The sequence below is a fragment of the Thalassomonas sp. M1454 genome, from assembly GCF_007097525.1.
Taxonomy (GTDB): domain Bacteria; phylum Pseudomonadota; class Gammaproteobacteria; order Enterobacterales; family Alteromonadaceae; genus Thalassotalea_A.
Genome location: NZ_VKDD01000006.1, coordinates 88,760 through 112,879, shown reverse-complemented (window position 1 = coordinate 112,879; position 24,120 = coordinate 88,760). Strand labels below are relative to the sequence as shown.

Below are 24,120 nucleotides of genomic sequence, written 5' to 3'. Positions count from 1 at the left end.
AATGTCAACTTTAGAAATAATCATCCTTGCGCTTATTCAGGGACTTACTGAGTTTTTACCTATTTCAAGTTCAGCTCACTTGATTTTACCTTCGCAAATTTTAGGCTGGGCCGACCAAGGTTTAGCATTTGATGTCGCGGTGCATGTTGGTACTTTACTAGCTGTTATGATTTATTTTCGTAAAGATGTTGGAGAGATGTTTTTTGCGTTGACTGATTCGATCGTTAAAAAACAACATACAGGCGAAAGTGCTTTAGCTTGGTGGATTATTTTTGCCACAATACCTGCCGGTTTATTTGGCTTATTTGGTAAAGACTTTATTGAAGAGCATTTAAGATCGGCCGCCGTTATTGCGATAACAACGATAGTATTTGGTTTACTGCTTGGTTATGTTGACATTAAAGGCAAGCAAAATCGTGATATAAAAAGCTTAGGATTAAAAGGCTCTATGTATATTGGTCTTGCGCAAGCTGTTGCACTTATCCCTGGTACTTCCCGCTCTGGTATCACTATGACTATGGGCTTGATGTTAGGTCTAACTCGTGATGCAGCTGCTCGATTCTCATTTTTGTTATCAATTCCTGCAATCGGTATGGCAGGCAGTTATTTAACTATGAAACTTATTACAGGTAGTGAATATGTTGATTGGCAGGCGATTTTCATGGGCTCAGCAATATCATTTATCAGTGCTTATGCTTGTATTCATGCCTTCTTAATTTTATTGGATAAACTTGGCATGATGCCATTTGTGATTTACCGCTTATTACTTGGAGCATTTTTAGTTTGGTTTGTGGTTTAGCTTGCATTTAACTAAATTAAAGGCGAGTTTACTCGCCTTTGTTGTTTTTAAAGTTTTGAGCAACTAAAGCAATAACCTCCACTTTTTCTGCATTCATTGCTTGCTTAATCGCAGGCCCTTTTAAGCCTTGTTCAACAAATGGCTTTGCCGTGATTTCTTTACAAGCATTAAGTGCTGAACGTAAATAATCAGCTTGTGGGTATGCAGATTGCTCTTTACCTAATCGCCCAGAGATATCTGCATGGCAACAAAACAAAAATAATTCAAAGTCATCTTGCTTGCGCCAAGCATCTAATTTATCGAATAAGTTTAGAACAGTGACTGGTTTTAACTCGAACGCTCGATGGCAATGTAGGTGAAACTCGCATACCAATAAGCTTAAACGTTTTACTTGGTTAGGCACTTTAAAGCTTTCGCATATAGTCTGTACTAAAGCTAAACCCGATTTTTCATGGCCATGATGACTTGGCCATTGATCTTTTGGCGTTAAACCTTTCCCTAAGTCATGGCATAAAGAGGCAAATCTAACCGACACTTCTTTACTAAACTTAACCGCTTGTTTAAGTACCATCAAAGTATGAACACCTGAGTCTATTTCACCGTGATGTTGCTCTGGATTTGGTACGCCCCAAAGCGCGTCAAGTGATGGCCACAATACTTTTAATGCACCAGTTGCACGTAATACTTCAATAAATACTTCAGGATTATTTTCGGTTAATGATCTAGAGAATTCTTTCCAAACACGATCTGGGGTTAAATTATTTAATTCGCCACTTAATGCCATATCAGTCATTAACTGCAAGGTTTCAGGGGCAATACTAAAACCTAAGTAATAATACCTAGCGGCAAACCTTGCGACTCTAAGCACCCTTAGCGGGTCTTCTGCAAAAGCCGATGAAACATGGCGTAACACTTTGTTTTTTATGTCAGTTTGACCATTGAATGGATCAACAATAGAGCCATCCTCGGCCTGTGCGATAGCATTTACAGTTAAGTCTCGACGTAATAAGTCTTGCTCAATAGTAACATCTGGCTCGGCATAGCAAACAAAACCTGTGTAGCCTTTACCTTGCTTGCGCTCTGTGCGAGCAAGTGCATATTCTTCTTTAGTTTCAGGGTGCAAGAAAACAGGAAAATCTTTACCTACTTGGCTAAAACCAAGTTGCAACATTTGCTCTACGCTGGCACCTATAACTAACCAGTCTCGCTCAATGATTTCTCTACCTAATAGTTTATCTCTAACGGCTCCACCGACTAAATAAACATCTAGATCTGCAGTGATCTTTTTATCCATTTGCACTTTATTAATTAACTTTTAACTTATGGTTAGTGTATAGCAAAAAATACTCTTTATATAGATAGATTTTTTGACTTATGCAGGCTTACAAGGTAGTTTCCTTGATAGATATACTTTAAAACTAGACTCTTATGTATAACGGCTACACAAGCTATTTTGGCTTAACTGATATTCCATTTTCAATTGCACCGAATCCGCATTTTCTTTTTATGAGTGAACGTCATAAAGAGGCGCTTGCGCATTTGACTTATGGACTTGGCGAAGTAGGTGGTTTTGCTTTGCTAACTGGTGAAGTTGGCACGGGTAAGACCACAGTGTCTAAATGTTTATTAGAGCGACTTCCTGAAAACACGCAAGCGGCTTTCATTTTTAACCCAACATTATCTGCTAAAGAGTTGTTGGCAACCATTTGTGATGAGCTTGCTATTAAATATGATAGCAGCGCAACCTTAAAAACCTTTACTGATAAAATATTACAGCATTTATTAGACAACCATCAGCAAGGTATCAATACCTTATTAATTATTGATGAAGCTCAGCATTTGCAAGTAGAAGTGTTAGAACAACTTAGGCTATTAACTAATTTAGAAACCCATACTAAAAAGTTATTACAAGTCATCCTTATTGGTCAGCCCGAATTACAAGAATTACTCAAACGTCGTGATTTAAGACAATTAGCTCAACGTATTACCGCTCGCTATCATTTATTACCACTAAACAGGCAAGAAGTAGAACTTTATATTAAGCACCGCTTAGCGGTTGCCGGCTGCAGTAAGGCATTATTTAAAAAGGGCGCAATCAATTTAATTCATAAGCTCTCGCAAGGTGTGCCGAGGTTAGTGAATTTATTGTGTGATCGGGCTTTATTGGGGGCGTATAGCCAAGAAAGTAAGCTAGTAGGCAAGCAACATGTACTACAAGCAAGTACAGAAGCATTAGGTAATGATCTCAGCTCTGCGACTATTTGGAAAAATAAATGGCTTAAAGTAAGCTGCGCGTCTTTGCTAAGTATAAGTTTCATGACTAGCGCTTACTATATTACAGAGCGTGAACTAAAAATAATAGAGCAAGATAAATTACAGCAACTGGCAACATTAAATGAACAAGCCAAGCAACAACAGCTGCAACGTTTAAATACAGTTCCTAATGGGCTAATTAATCAAAGCCGCAGTTTATCAAAAGCGTTTAAATCTATTTATAGCTTATGGCAAGTAGACCTTTTTCAAGGTGAGCAAACACCTTGCGATGTTGCCAGTGATTTCCAATTAGAGTGTTATTGGTATCAAGGTAATGTTGATACTTTGCTTACATTAAATTATCCGGCAGTCTTACAATTTTTTGATGAAAAAGGCCAAGCCTATTTTGCAACACTTGTAAGTAGCAATGATAACAAGGTCCAATTACAACTTGGCCAGCAAAGTTATGAGGTGAGTGAACAATGGCTACAACAAAATTGGCAAGGCAGTGCTGCTGTTCTTTGGCGCCCTCCTGCATTGTTTATTGATAAAATTGATAGTGATAGCCCTATTGAGTTAGTGCGTTGGTTAGAGTTAAAGCTAAGTGCTGAACAAAATAGAGGGCCAAGAGTTATTGATAGTTTTGATCCATTATTACTTAATCAGTTAAAGCAGTTTCAGCAACAAGCAGGTTTGACCGTATCAGAATATGCCGATATTGAAACCGTGATGTTGTTAGCAAATAGCAATGCAGCAAGAGGCAATTCATAATGTCATATATTTTAGATGCCTTAAAAAAAGATCAAAAGTCGTTATCGGCACTAGATTTTAATGAAGTTACAGGCAATGTTGAAGCTAGTGATGAGTCTAATAAAAACTACTTTGTATTAATCGTTAAAATACTATTTTTAATTATTTTATCTATCCTGATTGGTTTTTATTTTGCTGGCGGACAAAAATTAGTTGCACATTACACTGCGATTGACCATGAGGTAACTGAAATTGCTACTGCTCGTGTAGATGAAGAACAACCTCTAGAAAATAATTTTCAAGCTGTAGATACAAATGTACATGGCTATTTTACAGCGGTTGATGATTTTAATAAGCAACTCATTGCCAATAAAAAGTTTGCCGAGATGCAGCGTCAGCAGCAGCTATTAGAGCAAGAACAGCTTAAACAAAAACAACAACAAGAATTATTAGCACAGCAGGTTCAGCTAGCGTTAAAAGATTCTAATGTGATGATAGCTCAAGGCTCTAATAAACGTAAAAGTCCGCTTGCACCAGGGAAGAGTGTAAAAAAAGAGCCGGTTAAATTAACTCTTAATCAGGATGAACTTGAAGGTGTATCCCCTGAATTATTACTTGCTTTTCAATCTGCTTTAGATGATAGCAATAACGAAAGTGAACTTGATAAACCACAGCAATCACTTGAGGGTGGTTCAAACCATGAAAATGTTGATGAACAGCTAAAATCTATAGGGCAAATGCCTAGTTGGTATCAAGATTCTCTGCCAACGCTGCGCTTTACTTTACATATGTATGCGGTATCAGCTGAAGATAGTTGGGTAAGGCTAAATGGCAAGGATTATTATAGCGGCGAGCAAACTGACGAAGGTTTGATTATCGAACAAATACTCCCTCAAAAGCTAATTTTGCAATATCAAGGTGAACGTTTCACTATGAAAGCGTTAAGTAATTGGTAACAAATAAATTAATTAGTTACCAATTTCAATACTTTCAAGAACAAGTATTGGTGTTATACTTAAGCCATTCAATTATAAGATTTTAATAGTTATGAAAATTGCAATCGCCGGTACCGGTTATGTTGGTTTATCCAACGCTATGTTATTAGCTCAATACAATGAAGTTGTTGCTGTTGATATTATCCCTGAAAAAGTCGCAATGCTTAATAATAAACAAGCGCCAATTGTTGATGCAGAAATATCAGAATTTTTAACTCGCGATGATTTAAACTTTACTGCAACATTAGATAAAAACATGGCTTATAGCGATGCCGCTTATGTCATTATCGCAACTCCTACTGATTACGACCCTGAAACCAACTATTTTAATACCTCTTCAGTAGAAGCTGTTATTAAAGATGTATTAGAAATAAACCCTGATGCAACTATGGTCATTAAGTCGACTGTTCCTGTTGGTTATACTGAGAGTATTTGTAAGCAATTTAATAGTAAAAACATTATCTTTTCTCCAGAGTTTTTACGTGAAGGCAAGGCTCTTTATGATAATTTACACCCTTCTAGAATTATTGTTGGGGAAGAGTCGCAAAGAGCAAAGATTTTTGCTCAGTTACTAGTGCAAGGGGCTATTAAAGAAAATATCGATGTGCTCTTTACTGAATCGACAGAAGCAGAAGCGGTTAAGCTATTTTCTAATACGTATTTGGCTATGCGCGTTGCTTATTTTAACGAACTAGATTCATACGCTGAAGCGCATGGTTTAGACTCGAAACAGATAATCGAAGGGGTAGGTTTAGACCCTCGTATTGGTAATCATTATAATAACCCTTCGTTTGGCTATGGTGGCTACTGTTTACCAAAAGACACCAAACAGCTCAGAGCTAACTATAAAAATGTGCCTAATAATATAATTAGTGCCATTGTTGATGCTAATACTACGCGTAAAGACTTTATTGCCGACTCTATCATAGCTAAGCAGCCTAAGGTTGTTGGTGTTTATCGCTTAATTATGAAATCTGGTTCAGACAACTTTAGAGCGTCTTCTATTCAAGGAATCATGAAGCGCATTAAGGCGAAAGGTATTGAAGTTGTGATCTATGAACCAGTACTTGAAGATGATGAATTTTTCCATTCTAAGGTTTACCGTGAATTAGAAGAGTTTAAAAAGATATCAGATGTTATTGTCTCTAATCGCATGGATAGTGAATTGAGCGATGTTGCAAGTAAAGTTTATACTCGCGACTTATTTGGCTCTGATTAGGATAAATTAATTTTTCGTTGAGGATTAACTTGGCGAAAAGGATTTCATTATGAAATATTTAGTAACCGGCGCAGCTGGCTTTATTGGTTTTTATGTCGCTCAAAAACTATGTGATATGGGCCATGATGTTATTGGCCTTGATAATTTAAATGATTATTATGATGTCAATCTTAAACTAGCTCGTTTAGAAGTATTAAAGAAATACAGTAACGAGCAGGCAGCTAAAGACGCGCCAACCGGTTCTTTTGAATTTGTAAAAATGGACTTAGCAGATAGAGAAGGCATTGCTCAGCTATTTGCTAATCAACAATTTGATCGAGTAATTCATTTAGCTGCTCAAGCTGGCGTGCGTTATTCGATTGAAAATCCATTAGCATATGCTGATGCAAATTTAATTGGCCACTTAACCATTTTAGAAGGTTGTCGCCATAATAATGTACAACATTTGGTTTATGCTTCTAGTTCATCAGTATATGGTTTAAATAGTAAAGTACCTTTTTCGACATCAGATAGCGTCGACCATCCTGTTTCTCTATATGCGGCGACTAAAAAATCAAATGAATTAATGGCGCATACATACTCGCATTTGTATGATGTGCCAACTACAGGTCTTAGGTTTTTTACTGTTTATGGACCATGGGGCCGTCCAGATATGGCACCAATGTTATTTGCTGATGCCATTACTGCCGGACGAGCAATAAATGTATTTAATCATGGTGATATGCGCCGTGACTTTACTTATATTGATGATATTGTCGAAGGCATTGTTCGTATTCAAGATGTTATTCCAAAAAGAGATGCAAACTGGCAGGTAGAAACCGCATCGGCAGCAAACAGCTCAGCACCTTATAGCATTTATAATATTGGTAATGGCCATCCGGTTAAATTGTTAGATTTTATTGAGCAGATGGAAATCTCATTAGGCTTAAAAGCTGAGAAAACATTAATGCCAATGCAGCCTGGTGATGTATATCAAACCTATGCCGAAGTTGAAGATTTATTTAAAGTGACAGGCTATAAAGCACAAGTAGCTATTGATGAAGGCGTTAATAATTTTGTTAATTGGTATAAAGAATTTTATCAAAAATAAACCTAGTTAAGTTTAAGACAAAAAGAAAGGGCGTAAGCCCTTTCTTTTTGTCTAATACTTAGGGTATTAAATATTTATTGCCAAGCAGGAAGGTTATTTTCAAATGCTTTGATTTTATCGGCGATCTCTAAAGTCCAACCAACTGCATCAACACCATTTTCTAAACAATACTTTTGAAATTCGGTTAATGAGAATGAATATTCTTTATCACCATTAATAACTTTCATTGAATGCAAATCAACCGTCAAGGTTAACTCACCTTGGCCAAATTGATTAAATAAATCATCAACTACAGCTGCATCTAATACAACAGGTACAACGCCAATGTTGATACAGTTACCAAAGAAGATATCGGCAAAGCTTGCTGCAATAACTACTTTAAAACCGTACTCTTGAATAGCCCAAGGAGCGTGTTCACGAGAAGAGCCACAGCCAAAGTTTTCACGAGCAAGTAAAATGCTTACATCTTTATATTTAGCGTCATTAAGGATGAAACTTGGATCAGGTTGTAAGCCATCATCATCTAAAAAGCGCCAGTCATGAAATAAATGCTGAGCAAAACCTGTACGAGTAGTTTTTTGTAAAAACTGTTTAGGGATGATCTGATCGGTATCAATGTTGGCTCTATCTAATGCGACAACGGTACCTGTGTGTTGACTAAATTTTTCCATGATTATTCCTATGCATTAACTTGAGTAAAGTGACCAGCAATTGCTGCTGCAGCTGCTACTGCCGGGCTCACTAAGTGAGTACGACTACCACGGCCTTGGCGACCTTCAAAGTTACGGTTACTCGTTGATGCACAGCGATCACCTTCTTTTAATTTATCGTCATTCATACCTAAGCACATTGAACAACCTGGTAAGCGCCATTCAAAACCTGCATCAATAAATACTTGCGATAAGCCTTCTTTTTCAGCTTGCTCTTTTACTCGATAAGAACCAGGAACAATAATTGCGGTTACGCCATCAGCAACATTTTTTCCCTTCACAACGCTAGCTGCAGCTCTTAAATCTTCAATACGAGAGTTAGTACAAGAACCAATAAAGACATTATTAATACTGATATCTGAAATCTTAGTACCAGGAGTTAAGTCCATATACTTTAATGCGTTAACACAAGACTCACGTACGATTGGGTCGCTAAAGTCATCTGGAGAAGGTACTACGCCATCGATATTAGCAACTTGACCTGGATTTGTTCCCCAAGTAACTTGTGGCTTAATATCTTCGGCTTGAAGAGTAACTACTGTATCAAATACTGCACCTTCATCAGTTTTTAATGTTTGCCAGTCTGCAACAGCATCTAACCATACGCCGCCTTTAGGTGCGTTTTCTTTATCTTTAAGGTACTCAAATGTCGTGTGATCAGGAGCAATTAAACCAGCTTTAGCGCCTAGCTCAATACTCATGTTACATACGGTCATACGCTCTTCCATAGTTAAATCTATGAATGCTTGACCTGTGTACTCAACCACATAACCGGTTGCACCTGAATGACCAATCTTACCAATGATAGCCAAAATTAAATCTTTAGCGCTAACGCCAATATTTAATTTACCATCTACTTTTACTTGCATGGTTTTAGCTTTATTTTGACGTAAAGTTTGTGTTGCTAAAACATGCTCAACTTCAGAAGTACCAATACCAAAGGCTAATGCGCCAAACGCTCCGTGAGTTGCAGTATGCGAATCACCACAAACAATTACTTGTCCTGGTAAAGTAAAGCCAAGCTCTGGTCCCATTACATGAACGATACCTTGGTTTTTATGACCCATGCCATATAGCTCTACGCCAAACTCATCACAGTTAACTTGTAGAGTTTTTAATTGGTTAGCCGCGTTTTCACCAGCGGCATCAATATCACATGCTTTGGTAGAAATATTATGATCCATAGTAGCAATAGTACGCTTTGGACTATGCACCGGGCGGTTATGAAACTTCAAATTTGCAAAAGCTTGCGGTGAAGTAACTTCATGCACTAAATGGCGATCAACAAAGATAAGTGGCGTTTCGCCAGCCTTGTCCTGTATTAAATGTCGTTGCCATAATTTTTCGTATAAAGTAGTCGCCATGATGTTATCCCTTGATGTCACTTTTTTTAATTAAATCGCAAATATAATCACCCATTTCTTTGGTGGTTTTTGCGTTACTTCTTTGATCACTTGGCAATAAATCACCTGTTAGCATGCCATCATCGAGAGCTTTTGCTACAGCTTCTTCAATTGCTGTTGCTGCTTGGGTTTGATTAAGACTGAATCTTAACATTAGTGCAGCTGATAATATTTGCGCTATAGGATTTGCTATGCCTTGACCTGCTATATCAGGTGCCGAGCCACCAGCTGGCTCGTATAAACCAAAACCTGTTTCATTTAAACTTGCTGATGGTAATAAGCCCATTGAACCGGTAACCATTGCACATATATCAGATAAAATATCACCAAATAGATTTGGGCAAAGCATTACGTCAAATTGTGCAGGGTCTTTAACTAACTGCATTGCCGCGTTATCAACATATAAATGCTCAAGCTCAACTTCAGGGTATTGTACCGCTACCTCTTCAACTACTTCACGCCATAAAATACTGGTTGCTAATACGTTGGCTTTATCTACAGAGGTAACCTTGTTATTGCGCTTTTGCGCCGCTTTAAATGCTAAATGGGCAATGCGTTTTACTTCACGGCGAGAATAAAACATAGAATCAAATCCGGTTTCTTCCTCTCCTTCTCCGCGTCGGCCCTTTGGCTCGGCAAAATAAATATCACCGGTTAATTCACGTATTACTAATACGTCAAAACCTTTTCCTGAAATATCGCTACGCAGAGTTGATAGGTGTGAAAGCGATGGCATTAATGAAGCAGGGCGCATATTACAAAATAGGCCGAAATGACCACGTAAACCTAACAATGATGCACGCTCAGGTTGCTCGCTTGGTGGTAATTTTGTCCACTTAGGACCGCCAACAGAGCCAAATAATATCGCGTCTGCTTGTTCACAACCTTGTAAAGTTGCTTTTGGTAGAGCTTCACCATGATTATCAATTGCTAAGCCACCAACATCGTATGATTTAGTGTTAATTGTAAAATTAAACTTGTCTGCAACGGCATCTAAAACTTTAACTGCTTCTACCATTACTTCTGGGCCGATGCCGTCACCGGCTAATACTGCTATGTTTGCCATTATCTTTTAAATCCCTTGAACTTTTTCTTTTTGTGTTTCAATGCCCGCTTGCTCTTTAAGACGAGCAACTTGTTGAGCGCGCATAATACTGTTTATTGCGTGAATTAGAGCTTGGCCAGATGCATCAATTACATCGGTCTCCAATCCGTAGCCATGGAAATTTCGTCCTTGCCAACTAACAACAAGTGCCGCTTGACCTAAACCATCTTCACCTGAACCTTTATTTGATATTTTGTAATCAGCTACTTCAAAATCAATATCTACGGCTTTTTTAATTGCACAATATAATGCATCAACAGGGCCATTACCGGTGGCTGATTCAATCTTAACTTCATCACCACAAGCAAGTTTAATACTTGCTGTCGCAAAGTCACCACTACCTGCAATAACATTCATATACTCAATTTTATAACTATCAGCATCATCTTGTTGTTGATTTTTAAACAATAAAGCTTCTAAATCATCATCAAATACTTGGCCCTTTTTATCTGCTAATGCCAAGAAGTCTTGATATAAATCTTCTAAATCGAAATCAGTTTCTTTGTAGCCTAATTCTGCCATACGGTGTTTAATTACATGGCGGCCACTGCGTGACGTTAGGTTTAATTTGGTCTTACTGATACCGACACTTTCTGGAGTCATAATCTCATAAGTATTTGCACTTTTAAGCATACCATCTTGGTGTATACCTGATGAATGACTAAACGCATTTGCACCAACAATAGCTTTATTAGATTGCACTGGCATATTACAAATTTGGCTGACAAGGCGAGAAGTACGAGCTATTTCGGTATGGTTTATATTGGTATTTAAACCTAAAATATCATTACGCAGTTTCATGATCATGGCAACTTCTTCAAGAGAGCAATTACCCGCACGCTCACCAATACCATTGATAGTACATTCAATTTGTCTTGCTCCTGCATTTACTGCAGCAATTGAGTTAGCAACGCTTAAGCCTAAATCATTATGACAATGTACAGAGATAGTGGCTTGATCTATATTTGGTACGCGCTCAAATAAGTTGGTGATGATGCCGCCAAATTCATGAGGAAGGGTGTAGCCAACAGTATCTGGAATATTGATTGTATTGGCCCCAGCTTTAATCGCTGACTCAACCATGCGACATAAGTTATCGATTGGCGTACGTCCAGCATCTTCACAAGAGAACTCAACATCATCAGTAAATTTTCGTGCAAATTTAACCGCGCTTACCGCCATAGCTTCAACGTCACTAAACTCACGTTTTAGCTTTTGTTGAACATGAACGTCTGAAGTTGAAATAAACGTGTGAATACGAAATTGCTCTGCAACACCTAATGCATCAGCACAAGCTTGAATATCTCCTTCAACCGCTCTTGATAAACCACACACAATTGAGTTTTTAACCGTTTTAGCTATGGTTTGAACTGACTCGAAATCACCAGGGGAAGAAACCGGAAAACCAACTTCCATAATATCAACGCCAAGGCGTTCAAGAGCTAAAGCTATTTGTAATTTTTCATGAACCGATAAACTCGACATTAATGCCTGTTCACCATCACGTAATGTGGTATCAAAAATTTTAACTGTATTATCCATGACTTTGCCTTTCTGGTTTGCAACGACTACAAGAATAAAAAAACCCGCAATATCGTTGCGGGTTTGTGTAAATCGTTAAGTTATTTTAAACAATTGAAAAACGCCCGCTAAATGAATCTAGCAGGAGGTTTAGTAAAATGCGTTGTTTAAAATAGTTATTCATTTTAATTTAATATTTATTTTTTTAAAGCTATTGCTCTACATTAATTTGTTTTACCCTTTGGTGTCAACCTAAAATTAAAAAAAGTGAAGCACTTGCTAATATTAGTTAAAGCCTGATTATTTAAAGGTCTCGTTTAATTTGGAAAAACAAATTATAGTCAGTTTCAGATGGTAAATCTATGAAGCTTGATTGACTTACGCTAGCACCAATTTTATAAGTAAATTCGGCTAAACGCTTTTGATAATCTCCTGATAGCATAATAACGTCTTCAGATATTTTGCTTAGAGTATGACCTTTGTTTGGGTCATCAGGGTATCTTGCACTATTATCATTATTTATCTCTAAATAGCGGACTTTTGCAGTCCAAACAGTTTCGTTAAAGTCTTGGTTGACTATGCCAGCTACAATCGAAGTCGTGTCATTATCATATAAATGACCTATGTTTCTAGCCTTATAACGCATACCGGTTTGATAAATATGGTGTTCATAAAAACAATCACCGGGCCTATCTGGACCTTGCCAGCCGTTGGTATTAGCACAAACTTTAAAAGTGTCAGCGTATTCAATATATACTTTTTGATATTGATTAAACCAATTAAAACTCATATCCATACCAACTTGGTTAACAGCTCTCGATATAAATTTATCACCGCCGCCATCTTCACCAAAATGGTTAGCGTATAAGGTAATAGGTTTGCTAAAAGCATTGAATGAATATCGCACATCAAAACCAGCTTGCTGATTTCCTGGCTCTACGGCTTGAGCTTCATCGCCACATTCAAAACCACTCTTGCCACAGTTATCTCTACCTAAAAATAGATCGACAAAGGTATCAAAATCACTTGGACGTCCATCACCAGCCCATTGTGCTAATCGAGACACTGAAAATTCAAAATTATCAAATGGCATTACAGTTGCTCTAAAGCCCCATAAAAGCGTGTTGGGAACGTGCCTTTCTTCTTCCATTTGCGCCATGTAGGTAGTTACTGTCCATGGCAATTGGTAGTCAGTAAATGGTACGTTAAATGGTAGAGCTTGTGTTCTACTTAAAGTAATAGCTGGCATTGGGCGAGCATTATTGGTTAAACCTAAGTTACTATCCCAGCCACCACCCCACCATTTATCTTGCATACCAATACTTAAATTCCAGTTACCTGCTCTAAATGCTAAATAGCTCTCATCAAAAGTGTATTGGTCATCATCAAAATTTGAAGTGGTTACCGAAGGTGCAAACTTTACTGCGACATAGTCCCAGACGCCACTGACAGAGTACTGAATAGTGTTTTTATTACGAGAGTTATCACCAAAAGAGTGGAATCTATTATCTTTTGTCGCTCCATTAACGCTTAATGTTGCTCGCTTTTTAGTGGCATTTTTATACTCATTCTTAATAAACAAGTAGGCACTTAAATTAATGCCAGCTAGTGATGTTTCATCTACCTCATCCAGCGCTCTTTTGACCTCTGGCCACATCATCGGATAAGTAGTGGTCATAGTTTTTAAAATACCTTGTTCAGTTAATATCTGAATATTTGCCCTCAGGGCCAGGCTGTCAGGGGCAATGTAAGGTTCAGCTTTTGAGAAAAAACTTATGAACAGTATGCAGGTGATAAAAAAAGGTTTTATTTTTATTTTTTTCATATTAGAGAATTCTATTAAGTTTAAGCTTATTGTAGATCATCGGATAGTTTTTGCATAAGCGATATCGTCATTATTTTACTTTTAGTTTACACCTAAATTACTTAAGTATAGTTACTTAAAATGCTTTTTTTGGCAAAAGGAATTATATCGATAGGATATAAACTATATAGTATTCAACAAGGTAATTAACTAAGGATGGTTTTGTAATGAATTACTACAGGGCAATAGATATATGCAGTTAAGTCTGGTAGCAAAACAATACATTACATTTTTGCCAAGCAACCAAGAAAGGCGCTTGGCAAAAAATAATAGGATTATTTATCCCCAAGATGAAGAAGAGTAGCTTTTTTTAGGAATTAGTTTAGGCATAATTAAACCTAGTAATAAACCTATTACTAACACTGATGCACCGTAGATAAACCATGTTTTTTTGATTTCAAAATCTTGCTCATCTAACACAGAAGATGCTTCGGCAAATTTGTCTGCTATTTGCTCTTTCTCTTTTTGTACTGCGTTTAATTGTTGTTTAGTACTGACCAATTCTGAAGATGTGTCACTTAATTTATTGGTTAAATCCGATATTTTCTTACTTTTGTCAGCTAATTCTTCATTCAATTCTGCAAGAACCACACGTAGGCCTTGTTTATCTGATAAATATGATGCATCGATCCAGCCTTTTCGGTTTTTTGCGTCTTGAATTTGAATGTAATCATCCTCTACTGCAGATAAAACTTGAACTTCTTCACCTGCGTTAATGCTACCTAAGATACGGTATTGTGTACCAGGACCTGCATGAAAATAAATGAATAGATCGTCGCTTATAAAACCTATTTTAGTTTCTGGTGTTTGCTGCGCATTAGCAGAAAAAGTGAAAGAAACCATGGCGATGCAGAAAATTTTAAGTAAGTTTTTCATGAATTTGACTGAATTGATTTTTTATTAATACATAGCAAAGATATTAGGTGTTTGTTGCCTTGATATCAAGGTTAATGACTGTTTTATATTGTTATTTTTATCTTGCATTTGTAGGGTAAAGTTAAGTTTTTATGTTTTAAGGTATTTATCGATTGAAAGCTATTGTGAGCTTTTGTAAAGTGGGTAAATTAAATCGCTATTAAAAGTAAGCAAACAAAGTCGCATGGAAACTGAGATAGAACTTAAATATTTAGTTTTAGGTAATGATGTCGCCCAAGTAATAACCAACCTATTAACCCTGCATAAGTTGCCTTTTCAATACCAAGAGCAAGAACTTGGAAATAACTATTTTGACACCCCCGATTTACAACTGAGAAAAGCTGATATAGGTTTACGAATTCGCCATAGTTCAGTAAAGGCGAGCGAGCAAACAGTTAAAACTGCAGGGCAAGTTATCGGCGGTTTACACCAAAGACCGGAGTACAACACAACTATCGATGGTGAAGTACCTAAACTCAGTTTATTTGATGCTAATATCTGGCCTGCAGATTTCAATATCGAAAAAATTTCAGCCAATCTTACTAGCTTGTTTGCCACAAACTTTAAACGCAGTACTTGGTTAATCACCTGTGCAGATGACAGCATTATTGAATTGGCTTATGACTCTGGAGTTGTATGCACTTCGAGCAAGAGTGAAGATATTAGTGAGATTGAGTTAGAGCTTGTTAGCGGCAATAAGGTGTCTTTATTTGATTTAGCTAAACTCTTATTTAGCCAGCTCTCGTTAAGGCCAGGATTAGCTAGTAAAGCCGCACGTGGTTATGGTTTAGCTTTTGCGCATGAGCCCGAAAAGGTTGATGCAAATAATATTGTCCTTAAATTATCTGCAAATATGTCGCTAATGACGTCACTGCAAAAAGGCTTTGAAGAATGTTTAGCGTATATACAAAAGTTGACTGAACAATTTATTGTTGAGCCTAATTTATATACCTTAAAAGACATTAGTGATGTGCTTGCTATGACCCGTCATGGTTTATGGTTATATGAAGACTACTTAGATGAAAAAATAAATATTTCATTAAGGGAGCACATTAAAACCATACTTAAAAATTTATCTTGGGTTGATGCTGCAATTCAAGTAAAAGAGTTAGTGGCTCGCTCAGGTAAATACCGCAAAAGAATTGAAAATAGCGAAAGTCTGTTACTTGAATTAAAAGAAGCAAAGCATGATCAGCAAGATTTAGAAAATGCCGTGCAGTTATTTTATCGAGCTGACTTTAATTTATTGCAGCTGTCTTTATTACAACTGGTGATATCCGATTTAAATGAAAGCGAAAATAGAACTCTGCTAACTGATTTAGCCCCGAGCTGGTTAACCATCAATTTGGATGAATTACGTCAATCTTTTACTTGCCAACAAGCCTTAGGTGCGCAAGATTATATCGACAAACATGCTTTATTAACTCGAAGCTTACTTACCGGTTGTTGGTTTGCAAAATTATATGATCATACCGGTCGTAACGAGTATAGGGGCCCTTGGCTGGATCTTCATCATGGTATTGAAGAGCTGAAAATATTGTTGCTATTAAAAGAACACCTACAGAACATTCATCAAGATGTCCCGCAAAAGCTCATTGCCTGGCTAGATAATAAAATAGAGCACTTAGTTGACACGTTAGAGCACTGTAAACAAGCTGCTCTTGTTTTACCTCCTTATTGGTTATAGAAGGTGCGATAGATAAACTTGGGTTAGTTAGATTGTTTCACTTTGTCTAGGATAGAAAGCAAGCTATCTACTTTCCTTTCTAGTAATTTATTGCGCTCGAGTATTTCTGCATTTTGTTTTCTTAATTCTCGATTACGTACATCGGTATTGGTAAAGCCTATAACTGAGCCGAGTATTTTTGTGACAATAAAACCGACTAAGCCAAAACCAACAAAAAACATTATGCCAGTTACTAATCTGCCACCATCAGTCACAGGATAATGATCGCCAAATCCAATCGTGCTTGAGGTCATAAACATGGTCCATAGCGCATCTGAAAAGTTGTTGATATTGGCATGGCTACTTGCTGATTCAAAGTGTAATAGGGCGCCTGAGAAAAGAGTCATACTAGAGATTAGCAGGAGTAGGGCAAGAAAGATTAAAAACGTATTGTGATAATTTTTAACACCAAACTCATCAACATTATAAATTCTTAATTTGCGTATAATTAATATCATTACTCGACCTTTTACATATACCTGTTAATGGCATTTATTAACGTCAAGATGATAGCAGATTAATGTTTATTACAAGGTAACGAGTTGTAAACAGGTTTTATAGCAAATTAATGAAAATGGTATTATTTATCACTGGCAAAGCGAACTAATTCATCCATGAGTTTTCTTTTTATTTCAAGTTGTTGGCTAGCTTCAAGTTGATACTTTTTTGCAAGTAATTGGTAATCATCAGCACTTAAAGACACCGTCAGTCTTGGACGCTTAGGTTTTTTATTAACAGGCAAGCCTAAAATTAATCTTATTTTGTCGGAAGGACTTAAGTTTGCTTCAACTGCAGATTTCCTTATTTCCATTTGGACTTTTTCATCCATATCAAATGCTACCTGCACAGCTTTAATTGCTTTGACATTTGATTGCCATTTTTCCGGTACTTTTCGATTTGTCATTTTAGCTCCCCGGGTAAAAGTCTTTAATATCGCTAGTTGGTCGATATAAATTTAAAAATACATCGGTTTCACCATCTTCCCATACTTGAATGTCAATTGAGTATTGATCATCAAAGCCGCGTAAACTATATAATTCGAACGCTTCACCCTCATCTTCAATTGTACTATTTAGGCGATGGTCTTGACGATGAAAGTAGCCAACTTGTGCATAAATATATTGTTGATATTGTTCACAACTCCAACCTTCGCTAGCTTTTGTGTCTGCTATACGGTTAAGTAATGCATTACCTGGTTCGGTAAAAATTTCAGCAAAATCATCAAGGCTAAATAATTGTTCAACATCTTCGTCGCTGAGTTTCATCGACAGCTTTAGATAAGTTTGTTGGCCTTGCTCTAAAGTTAAGTAGATAGGCTCATTTGTTGCGCCATTTAGCTGCCACTCAGTTAATGATTTCTTCTCAAACTCATGAGTATTTATATTAGCTACTTGAAATTGCTGCTCTCGTAAGTTGTGTGGCAGGGCAAAACTGTCACTAAAAACAATAATATCTTTAGCGATAAGCTCTGATACTTGGCTTAACTGTCTTGTTTGGTTTTGATTTTTATTAAATAATTTTTTAAAGAAACTCATTAATAACCTTGATCTTTACTATCTCTCTAAACAAAAAGGCATCATAGAGATGCCTTTATCAATTTAGTTTTGCTTAGCTTTTATACGCTCTAAAACTGAATTTGCGCTGTTGTCTTGTTGACCAATACCAGCGGCTTTAAGTTGCGCTTCGAGTGAGCTGTCAGAGCTTTCTGATTCGAGTACTTCCGCAGCTTTTAGTTGGTCATCAAATTTTTGTTGTTTAGCTTTAATGCGCTCAAGAGAGTCTTTTGCACTTAATAGCTTTGAGCTACTTGATGAAAAATTATCGGTAATCGCTGATGTAGCTTTTTGTACACTATCGGTAGTCTTAACCATAGATAGCTGGCGTTTGAATTCTGCTACTTGGCGTTCACCTTTTTTAACTAACTCTTTTAGTCTATCAGCATTGGCACTGAAACTATCAAGGGCTTGTTGTTGTGTAGACAATTCACTTTCTAAACTTGCAACTTTTTCAGCGACTTGTAGAGCAAGTGCTTCATTATTTTTTTCTAAAGCTTGGGCAACATAACCTTCGTGCTCGGCAATATCACGCTTTAATCTGTCTACTTCTCTATTAGCTGACATTTGCTGTGCCATAACGGCAGTTAAATCACGTTTAGCTTTAGTTAAATGATGCTCGGCATCACGAATTTCTTGCTCAAAAATACGGGTTGAATTTGCATCAACAATGCCTTCACCTATTTCAGTTGCTCCGCCTCTAATTGCGGTCATGATTTTTTTAAAAATACTCATATTTACTCCATTAAATTGTTTTATAACAATCTAGATTTAAATTAAAAACTCATCCATGTCAGCAATGACTTCAATGGCGTTGTTACTTAAAACCGCTAATTCATGTTCAATATCGGCAAAAGAGGAATTGACAGATAGTGCACCGAAAATTACATACTTATCGCCAATTTTTGAAAAAGACGAAAGTGGCATTGGAATGCTCATTTCAAGCATAGCTTCAAGCATAGATACTCGTTTTTCAGCTTTGACTTCTTGTTCGCCCCAAAGGTAAGTAATACATAATACTTGATCGTCAGTAACAGAAACAAAAATAGGCAACTCTTCTCTATTTGCGATTGTTATTTGTAATACATCAATTTCACCTGAAATTGGTTGGCAATCAAAAATTAAACCGGTTGCAGATGAATCTGCTAACTCATTTAAATGGTCGGCGATTTTATGGATATTCATTGTCTTCCTTATGTTTATCAAAATAATATGTATTCTTTATCTAAGACATATTATGTCAATTGATGTTTAATTTAGCATGCTGACATAATATGTCAAATAATTAATTTGATAAATATTAGTTAAGTTATTTATTAACGCTTTTGTTTAAAGCATTAATGCCGTTAAAATTAGTGCAATAGAAATGCTTACAGCCATCTCTACACATGCAACTCCAACATTATGTTGTTGATCTACTTCTTCAGCCATATTAATGCCCCAAAGTACGATACGTTTAGCTATACCTGTTAACACTGAAACAACAACCGTCATTATCAAGCCAAATATTAACCAGCCTAATAAATTTTCTACTATGGTTTCTGGGGTATAAACTAGGAAAAAGCTAGCGGCAGTTACTGCTAATGAAGTTGATATGATATGACCACTATAGCGGATAGCAATTGCGACTTGGCCATCGGTCAATGCTTCTTGCATACAATCTTTTTGATTGTTTTTTGCAAAATGAGATTCTCGAATACGAGTAACTAAAACTAAGATAACTTGTGACACAATAAAGCCACTTGCGATAGCAACAAATGTGTAGACATCAAGACCGTCAACCCAGATCAATACTGCGCGGATCACTATTGCTGTTGCAATTACACTCGCCGCATCAATAATACCAACAGAGATGTTACGATTTTTAATTTCAGCGATTTTATCTAAGTGCTGTAGGGCAAATTTGTCATGTATTAATCGACCTAGCTTAATTAACATTAATCCAAATAAACCGTAAGCAAACATACCAATAGCTTCTACTTCGTAACTTACAGAGTGTTCACCGGTTATAGCACCTGTTAAGACAATACCTAGCGCAGCAACGCTTCCCGCGACACTGATGCCAAAAGCAAAATTATCTTTAACTGCCAATTCATCGGTAGTGTTGACCTTAGCTGTTAGCCCAGCAATAAAACGCATTGCTGATAAAAGCAATATAGCAATAGCTATATCAATAACTAAAATGGTGAGTATGTGCTGATCGATTGCAGCAAATTGTAATAAGTTTTCCATGAATTTTTCCTGTTATCTACGACGTCTAAAACTGCGTGATATAAATGATTTTCTTTTTTGGCGAAAGCGTGGCTTAGTTTGTTTTTGAGCATATTTAGATTTGCTACTAAACTTCGACTTACTTGGGGAATTACTGCGAAATTTGCTTGCCGATTTTTGTGCATACTGACTTTGCTTCGATAAACCTGCAGAGCCTGTTCTATTTTTACTATAGGCACTGGTAAATTTTTGCCCTCTGCTGGCAAAAGATTTTTTAGTACGGTTTTCAACTTGGCTTTGCTTACGAAAATCAGTTGGGGATGTATAACGGCTACGACCATAATCATTATAATAACTGTAGCCTCTATTACGCCCCCAATTATCATAAGATATACGGTTGTTACCAAAGATGTTGCCCATCATTGAATACATACCATACCAAGCCCAAAACGAAGTACCTGAGCTATTAGTTTGCCAACTTCCGTATGACGGGTTACCGACAAGTTGCGATCCTACACCAAAGTCTTGAGCATTATTAGCTGCTAGACTCTGCTCTTTACTTAAAGAGTTTACTCTTGGTAGCGCGCCATCAGACATATCAGCTAGTACATTAAGTGGGTCACTTAATGCATCCGAGTACAGTACGGGATCTGCAGCCTGATAAATATTTAATAACTCTTGATAAATTGCTTGGCTACTTTCAAATATCTGTGGTTGGGATTTAACTGTGTTGATGCGATCCAGCAAGGAAAGATACATAGGACCTTGTGAGGTCGCATCTTTTTTAAATTCGTCAATTAGGCTTGATAATTCAGGTTTTAAAGTTAAAACTTGCTTGGCATACTGGTTAATTAAATTAGCGTTGCGTATTTGACCATTATCTAAAGCTTGGCTTAATTGCTGGATACGTTGCTCAGTAACTGGGGTTTGATCTTCTATCTTTTGTAGATAAGGATCGCCACAGGCACTTAAACACAGTAGGCTAAAAAGTAATACTAGTTTTATTATTTGCATTCCTGCTTAATTTCCTTCAAAAATGCTAAAGTGAAGGCGATATTAATAACACCTTTGACATAATATGTCTAATAACTAGTTTATTAATAGATAAAAATTATATCAATAAATGGAAATTTAACTATTGTGAAAAATTTTGACTCCATTGCATTAACATCAGAGCTAGCGCCTGTTTTACAAAACTGTCAACAGAGCTATTGGCAACGTTTTAGTGAATCCTCCCCTGAAACTGTTGAGCAACTATCAAACGAGCAAATTAACCTTTATAAATATGCGTTTACCTTAAGTGATTTTGTTTTCACGCAAATATCTACTTACCCTGAGTGGGCGTTGGATTTGTTATCGACTGATTTAACTGAACCTGTTGATTTTAAAGGACTCTTGTCGGCAAGCATTGAAGAGTGTAAAACAGAAGATGAGTTAATGCGGTGTTTACGTTTGTTTCGTAGGAAGTATTTAACCGCAATTGCTATTGCCGATTTATGTCATAAAACGCCACTAGAAACATCATTAAGTAATTTGTCATCTTTAGCTGATTGTTTAATTGAAGGGGCACTAAATTGGTTATCAATTTATTGTAAGTCTTTATGGGGAACCCCGCAAAATAGTTTAGGTGAGGAGCAATCTTTACTTGTTTATGCAATGGGTAAACTTGGCGGTAAAGAATTAAACTTTTCATCAGATATTGATTTGATTTTTGCTTATCCTGATACAGGTGAAACCGTGGGGCATCGTCGCGCACTTGATAATCAGCAGTATTTTACTCGCTTAGGGCAAAAATTGATTAATGCACTCAACCAAGTAACCGCCGATGGCTTTGTTTTTCGTGTTGATATGCGCTTGCGTCCTTTTGGCGATAGTGGCCCTTTAGTGATGAGTTTTTCAGCCATCGAAAATTATTATCAAGATCAAGGCCGTGATTGGGAGCGTTATGCCATGCTTAAGGCTCGCTTAATTGGCAATAGTATTTATCACAACCAGTTGAGTACCATGCTTCGGCCTTTTGTTTATCGTCGTTACATTGATTTTAGTGTGATTGAGAGCTTCAGGCGAATGAAGTTGATGATTTCACAAGAAGCACGACGCAGACAGTTGCAAAACAATATAAAATTAGGTGCTGGCGGGATTCGTGAAATAGAATTTATTGTACAGGTTTTTCAATTGATCCGAGGTGGCCGTGAAGCACAGCTGCAACAGCGTAGCCTTTTAAAAGCTCTACCATTACTTACTAAGTACGACTGTATATCTAGCGAAAGTGAACAGGTATTGCGTCAAGCTTATGATTTTCTTCGTCACAGTGAAAATGCAATTCAAGCATTTAACGATCAACAAACTCAGCAATTACCGGATGAAGAATTAAATCAGGCAAGATTATCTCACTATATGGCATGTGATAACTGGCAAGACTACCTTAGTAAGTGCCATGGCCATATGGAATTAGTTAACAGTGAATTTAACTTGTTGATCGGCGAAGAAAGTGAACAAAGTAATGATGCCGATGAACACTGGGTGACTTATTGGCATGCAGATTGGCAAGATGAAGAAGCAATAAACTGGATCGAGCAATCTCAAGCTAATTGGCCTTGTGAACGAATTCATCATCTGATTAAGCATTTCAAGCTTGATGCCAAAAAGCGCAGTATCGGTCAACGAGGCCGAATTATTTTAGATAAACTTGTGCCTGTGTTACTCGGCTTATTGGTTGATGAAAACGATCCTGAAATAACGTTAGAGCGAACTTTATTAGTATTATCTAGAATAACTACACGAACGGCTTATTTAGAGTTACTTTATGAAAATGCCCCAGCATTTAAGCACTTACTTAAACTGTGCCGGGCCAGTGAGTGGATAGCCGAATATTTAGCAAAATTCCCTATTTTATTAGATGAACTAATCGATCCTAAGTTGCTTTACGCATTGCCTGAGTTAAATAACTACTCTTGGCAAATAAAAGAAGCATTAATGCGCATCCCTGAAGATGATTTAGAAGCGCAAATGGAGGGCTTAAGGCAGTTTAAGCAAGTTAAGCAGTTAAAAATAGCGGCAGCAGATATTACCGGCATATTGCCGGTGATGCAGGTAAGCGATCATTTGACGGCCCTTGCACAAGCTACTACAGATGAAGTGGTTAATATGGCTTGGCAGCAAATGGTTCATCGTTATGGTCAACCTAAATCGACTATCGGTAGCACGGATAAAAAATTTGCTGTGTTAGGTTACGGCAAGCTTGGCGGTATTGAACTTGGTTATGGCTCAGATTTAGATTTAGTTTTTGTGCATAACTGCCCTAATGACGAAACCGATGGACAAAAGTGCATTTCGAGCATGCAGTTTTATTTAAAGCTAGCACAGCGAATACAGCATTTATTTAATACCCGTACTGCCAGCGGAATTCTTTACGAAGCTGACATGCGTTTAAGACCATCAGGAGATTCAGGTCCTATGGTGGTTCATATTGATAGTTACCAAAAATACCTACAACAAGAAGCATGGACTTGGGAGCATCAAGCCTTAGTGCGGGCTAGGTTTATTTGTGGTGATGAGCAATTACATCACGAGTTTAATCGTATTCGTAAAAGTATTTTGCAGCAACAACGTGAGCAAAATGTATTAGCCGATGAAGTGGTGAAAATGCGCGAACGTATGCGTGAACACCTTGATAAATCAACAGAGCAAACCTTTGATATAAAGCAATGTAAAGGTGGCTTAGCCGATATTGAATTCTTAGCGCAATACTTAGTCTTAGCGAATTCTCATGCGGTACCGAATTTGACAGAATTCACTGACAATGTTCGTATTTTTGAAGGCTTAATTACTGATAATCTACTTAGCCAAGAACAGGGAGATGAACTTATTAGCAGTTATTGCTCATTAAGAGATTTAGGCCATTCATTGGTACTGCAGAATAAAGCGGCCACTGTAGATAATGAAAATATGCTAAAGGAGCGAGAAAATGTATCTACTATCTGGAATGAATATTTAGGCAATTAGA

General features: G+C 37.1%; 21 protein-coding genes. 7 read left to right on the top strand and 14 right to left on the bottom strand.

What is annotated here, in order from left to right:
- Position 1: 1 nt before the first annotated feature.
- Positions 2–799, top strand: a complete 798-nt coding sequence (locus FNN08_RS13195) for an undecaprenyl-diphosphate phosphatase (protein WP_143586549.1) — start codon at positions 2–4, stop codon at positions 797–799.
- Positions 800–827: 28 nt separating this feature from the next.
- On the opposite strand, the gene FNN08_RS13190 is transcribed toward FNN08_RS13195, so the two are convergent.
- Positions 828–2,093, bottom strand: coding sequence for a multifunctional CCA addition/repair protein (locus FNN08_RS13190; protein WP_143586547.1), 1,266 nt, complete (start codon positions 2,091–2,093; stop codon positions 828–830).
- A gap of 134 nt (positions 2,094–2,227) precedes the next feature.
- Here FNN08_RS13190 and FNN08_RS13185 point away from each other — a divergent pair, with 134 nt between their 5' ends.
- The 4 genes from FNN08_RS13185 (at position 2,228) to FNN08_RS13170 (ending at position 7,106) form a co-directional block, all read left to right on the top strand.
- Positions 2,228–3,823 carry an ExeA family protein gene (locus FNN08_RS13185; RefSeq protein WP_143586545.1) on the top strand — a complete coding sequence of 532 codons (1,596 nt, stop codon included), beginning with the start codon at positions 2,228–2,230 and terminating at the stop codon, positions 3,821–3,823.
- Positions 3,823–4,758 carry a general secretion pathway protein GspB gene (locus tag FNN08_RS13180; protein WP_143586544.1) on the top strand — a complete coding sequence of 312 codons (936 nt, stop codon included), beginning with the start codon at positions 3,823–3,825 and terminating at the stop codon, positions 4,756–4,758. Before FNN08_RS13185 ends, FNN08_RS13180 begins: the two co-directional genes overlap by 1 nt.
- Before the next feature lie 91 nt (positions 4,759–4,849).
- Positions 4,850–6,016 carry a nucleotide sugar dehydrogenase gene (locus FNN08_RS13175; protein ID WP_143586542.1) on the top strand — a complete coding sequence of 389 codons (1,167 nt, stop codon included), beginning with the start codon at positions 4,850–4,852 and terminating at the stop codon, positions 6,014–6,016.
- Positions 6,017–6,065: 49 nt separating this feature from the next.
- Positions 6,066–7,106: an NAD-dependent epimerase gene (locus FNN08_RS13170; RefSeq protein ID WP_143586540.1), complete on the top strand. Its 1,041-nt coding sequence runs from the start codon at positions 6,066–6,068 to the stop codon at positions 7,104–7,106.
- Positions 7,107–7,180: 74 nt separating this feature from the next.
- On the opposite strand, the gene leuD is transcribed toward FNN08_RS13170, so the two are convergent.
- From leuD to FNN08_RS13140, 6 genes are all read right to left on the bottom strand, one after another.
- On the bottom strand, positions 7,181–7,777 hold the full coding sequence (leuD, locus tag FNN08_RS13165) for a 3-isopropylmalate dehydratase small subunit (RefSeq protein ID WP_143586538.1): 597 nt from the start codon (positions 7,775–7,777) through the stop codon (positions 7,181–7,183).
- An 8-nt stretch (positions 7,778–7,785) separates the two neighbouring features.
- Positions 7,786–9,180: a 3-isopropylmalate dehydratase large subunit gene (gene leuC / locus FNN08_RS13160; RefSeq protein ID WP_143586536.1), complete on the bottom strand. Its 1,395-nt coding sequence runs from the start codon at positions 9,178–9,180 to the stop codon at positions 7,786–7,788.
- 4 nt (positions 9,181–9,184) lie between these two features.
- A complete protein-coding gene (gene leuB, locus FNN08_RS13155; RefSeq protein ID WP_143586534.1) occupies positions 9,185–10,285 on the bottom strand; it encodes a 3-isopropylmalate dehydrogenase in 1,101 nt (366 codons plus the stop codon).
- A gap of 6 nt (positions 10,286–10,291) precedes the next feature.
- On the bottom strand, positions 10,292–11,866 hold the full coding sequence (gene leuA, locus FNN08_RS13150) for a 2-isopropylmalate synthase (protein ID WP_143586533.1): 1,575 nt from the start codon (positions 11,864–11,866) through the stop codon (positions 10,292–10,294).
- 283 nt (positions 11,867–12,149) lie between these two features.
- A complete protein-coding gene (locus FNN08_RS13145) occupies positions 12,150–13,523 on the bottom strand; it encodes a capsule assembly Wzi family protein (RefSeq protein WP_185962669.1) in 1,374 nt (457 codons plus the stop codon).
- A 465-nt stretch (positions 13,524–13,988) separates the two neighbouring features.
- Positions 13,989–14,585 carry a TIGR04211 family SH3 domain-containing protein gene (locus FNN08_RS13140; protein WP_143586529.1) on the bottom strand — a complete coding sequence of 199 codons (597 nt, stop codon included), beginning with the start codon at positions 14,583–14,585 and terminating at the stop codon, positions 13,989–13,991.
- Between the two features lie 223 nt (positions 14,586–14,808).
- Between FNN08_RS13140 and FNN08_RS13135 the strand changes: the two genes are divergently transcribed.
- Positions 14,809–16,311, top strand: a complete 1,503-nt coding sequence (locus FNN08_RS13135) for an inorganic triphosphatase (protein WP_143586527.1) — start codon at positions 14,809–14,811, stop codon at positions 16,309–16,311.
- 23 nt (positions 16,312–16,334) lie between these two features.
- Here the strand turns inward: FNN08_RS13135 and FNN08_RS13130 are convergent, their stop codons facing one another.
- The 7 genes from FNN08_RS13130 to FNN08_RS13100 form a co-directional block, all read right to left on the bottom strand.
- Positions 16,335–16,808 (bottom strand): potassium channel family protein, encoded by a 474-nt coding sequence (locus FNN08_RS13130; protein ID WP_143586525.1) that lies wholly within the window; start codon positions 16,806–16,808, stop codon positions 16,335–16,337.
- Positions 16,809–16,930: 122 nt separating this feature from the next.
- Positions 16,931–17,254: a hypothetical protein gene (locus FNN08_RS13125; protein WP_143586523.1), complete on the bottom strand. Its 324-nt coding sequence runs from the start codon at positions 17,252–17,254 to the stop codon at positions 16,931–16,933.
- Position 17,255: 1 nt separating this feature from the next.
- Positions 17,256–17,885, bottom strand: coding sequence for a hypothetical protein (locus FNN08_RS13120; RefSeq protein WP_143586521.1), 630 nt, complete (start codon positions 17,883–17,885; stop codon positions 17,256–17,258).
- A gap of 63 nt (positions 17,886–17,948) precedes the next feature.
- Positions 17,949–18,638, bottom strand: coding sequence for a PspA/IM30 family protein (locus tag FNN08_RS13115; RefSeq protein WP_143586519.1), 690 nt, complete (start codon positions 18,636–18,638; stop codon positions 17,949–17,951).
- 36 nt (positions 18,639–18,674) lie between these two features.
- On the bottom strand, positions 18,675–19,088 hold the full coding sequence (locus FNN08_RS13110; protein ID WP_143586517.1) for a YjfI family protein: 414 nt from the start codon (positions 19,086–19,088) through the stop codon (positions 18,675–18,677).
- Positions 19,089–19,232: 144 nt separating this feature from the next.
- A complete protein-coding gene (locus FNN08_RS13105) occupies positions 19,233–20,135 on the bottom strand; it encodes a DUF350 domain-containing protein (RefSeq protein ID WP_143586515.1) in 903 nt (300 codons plus the stop codon).
- A 12-nt stretch (positions 20,136–20,147) separates the two neighbouring features.
- On the bottom strand, positions 20,148–21,128 hold the full coding sequence (locus FNN08_RS13100) for a hypothetical protein (protein ID WP_143586514.1): 981 nt from the start codon (positions 21,126–21,128) through the stop codon (positions 20,148–20,150).
- Positions 21,129–21,254: 126 nt separating this feature from the next.
- Here FNN08_RS13100 and glnE point away from each other — a divergent pair, with 126 nt between their 5' ends.
- Positions 21,255–24,119, top strand: coding sequence for a bifunctional [glutamate--ammonia ligase]-adenylyl-L-tyrosine phosphorylase/[glutamate--ammonia-ligase] adenylyltransferase (glnE, locus tag FNN08_RS13095; RefSeq protein WP_260679350.1), 2,865 nt, complete (start codon positions 21,255–21,257; stop codon positions 24,117–24,119).
- Position 24,120 lies beyond the last annotated feature (1 nt).

Excerpts from the sequence above, each read along its gene's own strand:
- FNN08_RS13195 (WP_143586549.1), top strand. The coding sequence starts at position 2 with ATGTCAACTTTAGAAATAATCATCCTTGCGCTTATTCAGGGACTTACT.
- FNN08_RS13190 (WP_143586547.1), bottom strand. The coding sequence starts at position 2,093 with ATGGATAAAAAGATCACTGCAGATCTAGATGTTTATTTAGTCGGTGGA.
- FNN08_RS13185 (WP_143586545.1), top strand. The coding sequence starts at position 2,228 with ATGTATAACGGCTACACAAGCTATTTTGGCTTAACTGATATTCCATTT.
- FNN08_RS13180 (WP_143586544.1), top strand. The coding sequence starts at position 3,823 with ATGTCATATATTTTAGATGCCTTAAAAAAAGATCAAAAGTCGTTATCG.
- FNN08_RS13175 (WP_143586542.1), top strand. The coding sequence starts at position 4,850 with ATGAAAATTGCAATCGCCGGTACCGGTTATGTTGGTTTATCCAACGCT.
- FNN08_RS13170 (WP_143586540.1), top strand. The coding sequence starts at position 6,066 with ATGAAATATTTAGTAACCGGCGCAGCTGGCTTTATTGGTTTTTATGTC.
- leuD (WP_143586538.1), bottom strand. The coding sequence starts at position 7,777 with ATGGAAAAATTTAGTCAACACACAGGTACCGTTGTCGCATTAGATAGA.
- leuC (WP_143586536.1), bottom strand. The coding sequence starts at position 9,180 with ATGGCGACTACTTTATACGAAAAATTATGGCAACGACATTTAATACAG.
- leuB (WP_143586534.1), bottom strand. The coding sequence starts at position 10,285 with ATGGCAAACATAGCAGTATTAGCCGGTGACGGCATCGGCCCAGAAGTA.
- leuA (WP_143586533.1), bottom strand. The coding sequence starts at position 11,866 with ATGGATAATACAGTTAAAATTTTTGATACCACATTACGTGATGGTGAA.
- FNN08_RS13145 (WP_185962669.1), bottom strand. The coding sequence starts at position 13,523 with ATGACCACTACTTATCCGATGATGTGGCCAGAGGTCAAAAGAGCGCTG.
- FNN08_RS13140 (WP_143586529.1), bottom strand. The coding sequence starts at position 14,585 with ATGAAAAACTTACTTAAAATTTTCTGCATCGCCATGGTTTCTTTCACT.
- FNN08_RS13135 (WP_143586527.1), top strand. The coding sequence starts at position 14,809 with ATGGAAACTGAGATAGAACTTAAATATTTAGTTTTAGGTAATGATGTC.
- FNN08_RS13130 (WP_143586525.1), bottom strand. The coding sequence starts at position 16,808 with ATGATATTAATTATACGCAAATTAAGAATTTATAATGTTGATGAGTTT.
- FNN08_RS13125 (WP_143586523.1), bottom strand. The coding sequence starts at position 17,254 with ATGACAAATCGAAAAGTACCGGAAAAATGGCAATCAAATGTCAAAGCA.
- FNN08_RS13120 (WP_143586521.1), bottom strand. The coding sequence starts at position 17,885 with ATGAGTTTCTTTAAAAAATTATTTAATAAAAATCAAAACCAAACAAGA.
- FNN08_RS13115 (WP_143586519.1), bottom strand. The coding sequence starts at position 18,638 with ATGAGTATTTTTAAAAAAATCATGACCGCAATTAGAGGCGGAGCAACT.
- FNN08_RS13110 (WP_143586517.1), bottom strand. The coding sequence starts at position 19,088 with ATGAATATCCATAAAATCGCCGACCATTTAAATGAGTTAGCAGATTCA.
- FNN08_RS13105 (WP_143586515.1), bottom strand. The coding sequence starts at position 20,135 with ATGGAAAACTTATTACAATTTGCTGCAATCGATCAGCACATACTCACC.
- FNN08_RS13100 (WP_143586514.1), bottom strand. The coding sequence starts at position 21,128 with ATGCAAATAATAAAACTAGTATTACTTTTTAGCCTACTGTGTTTAAGT.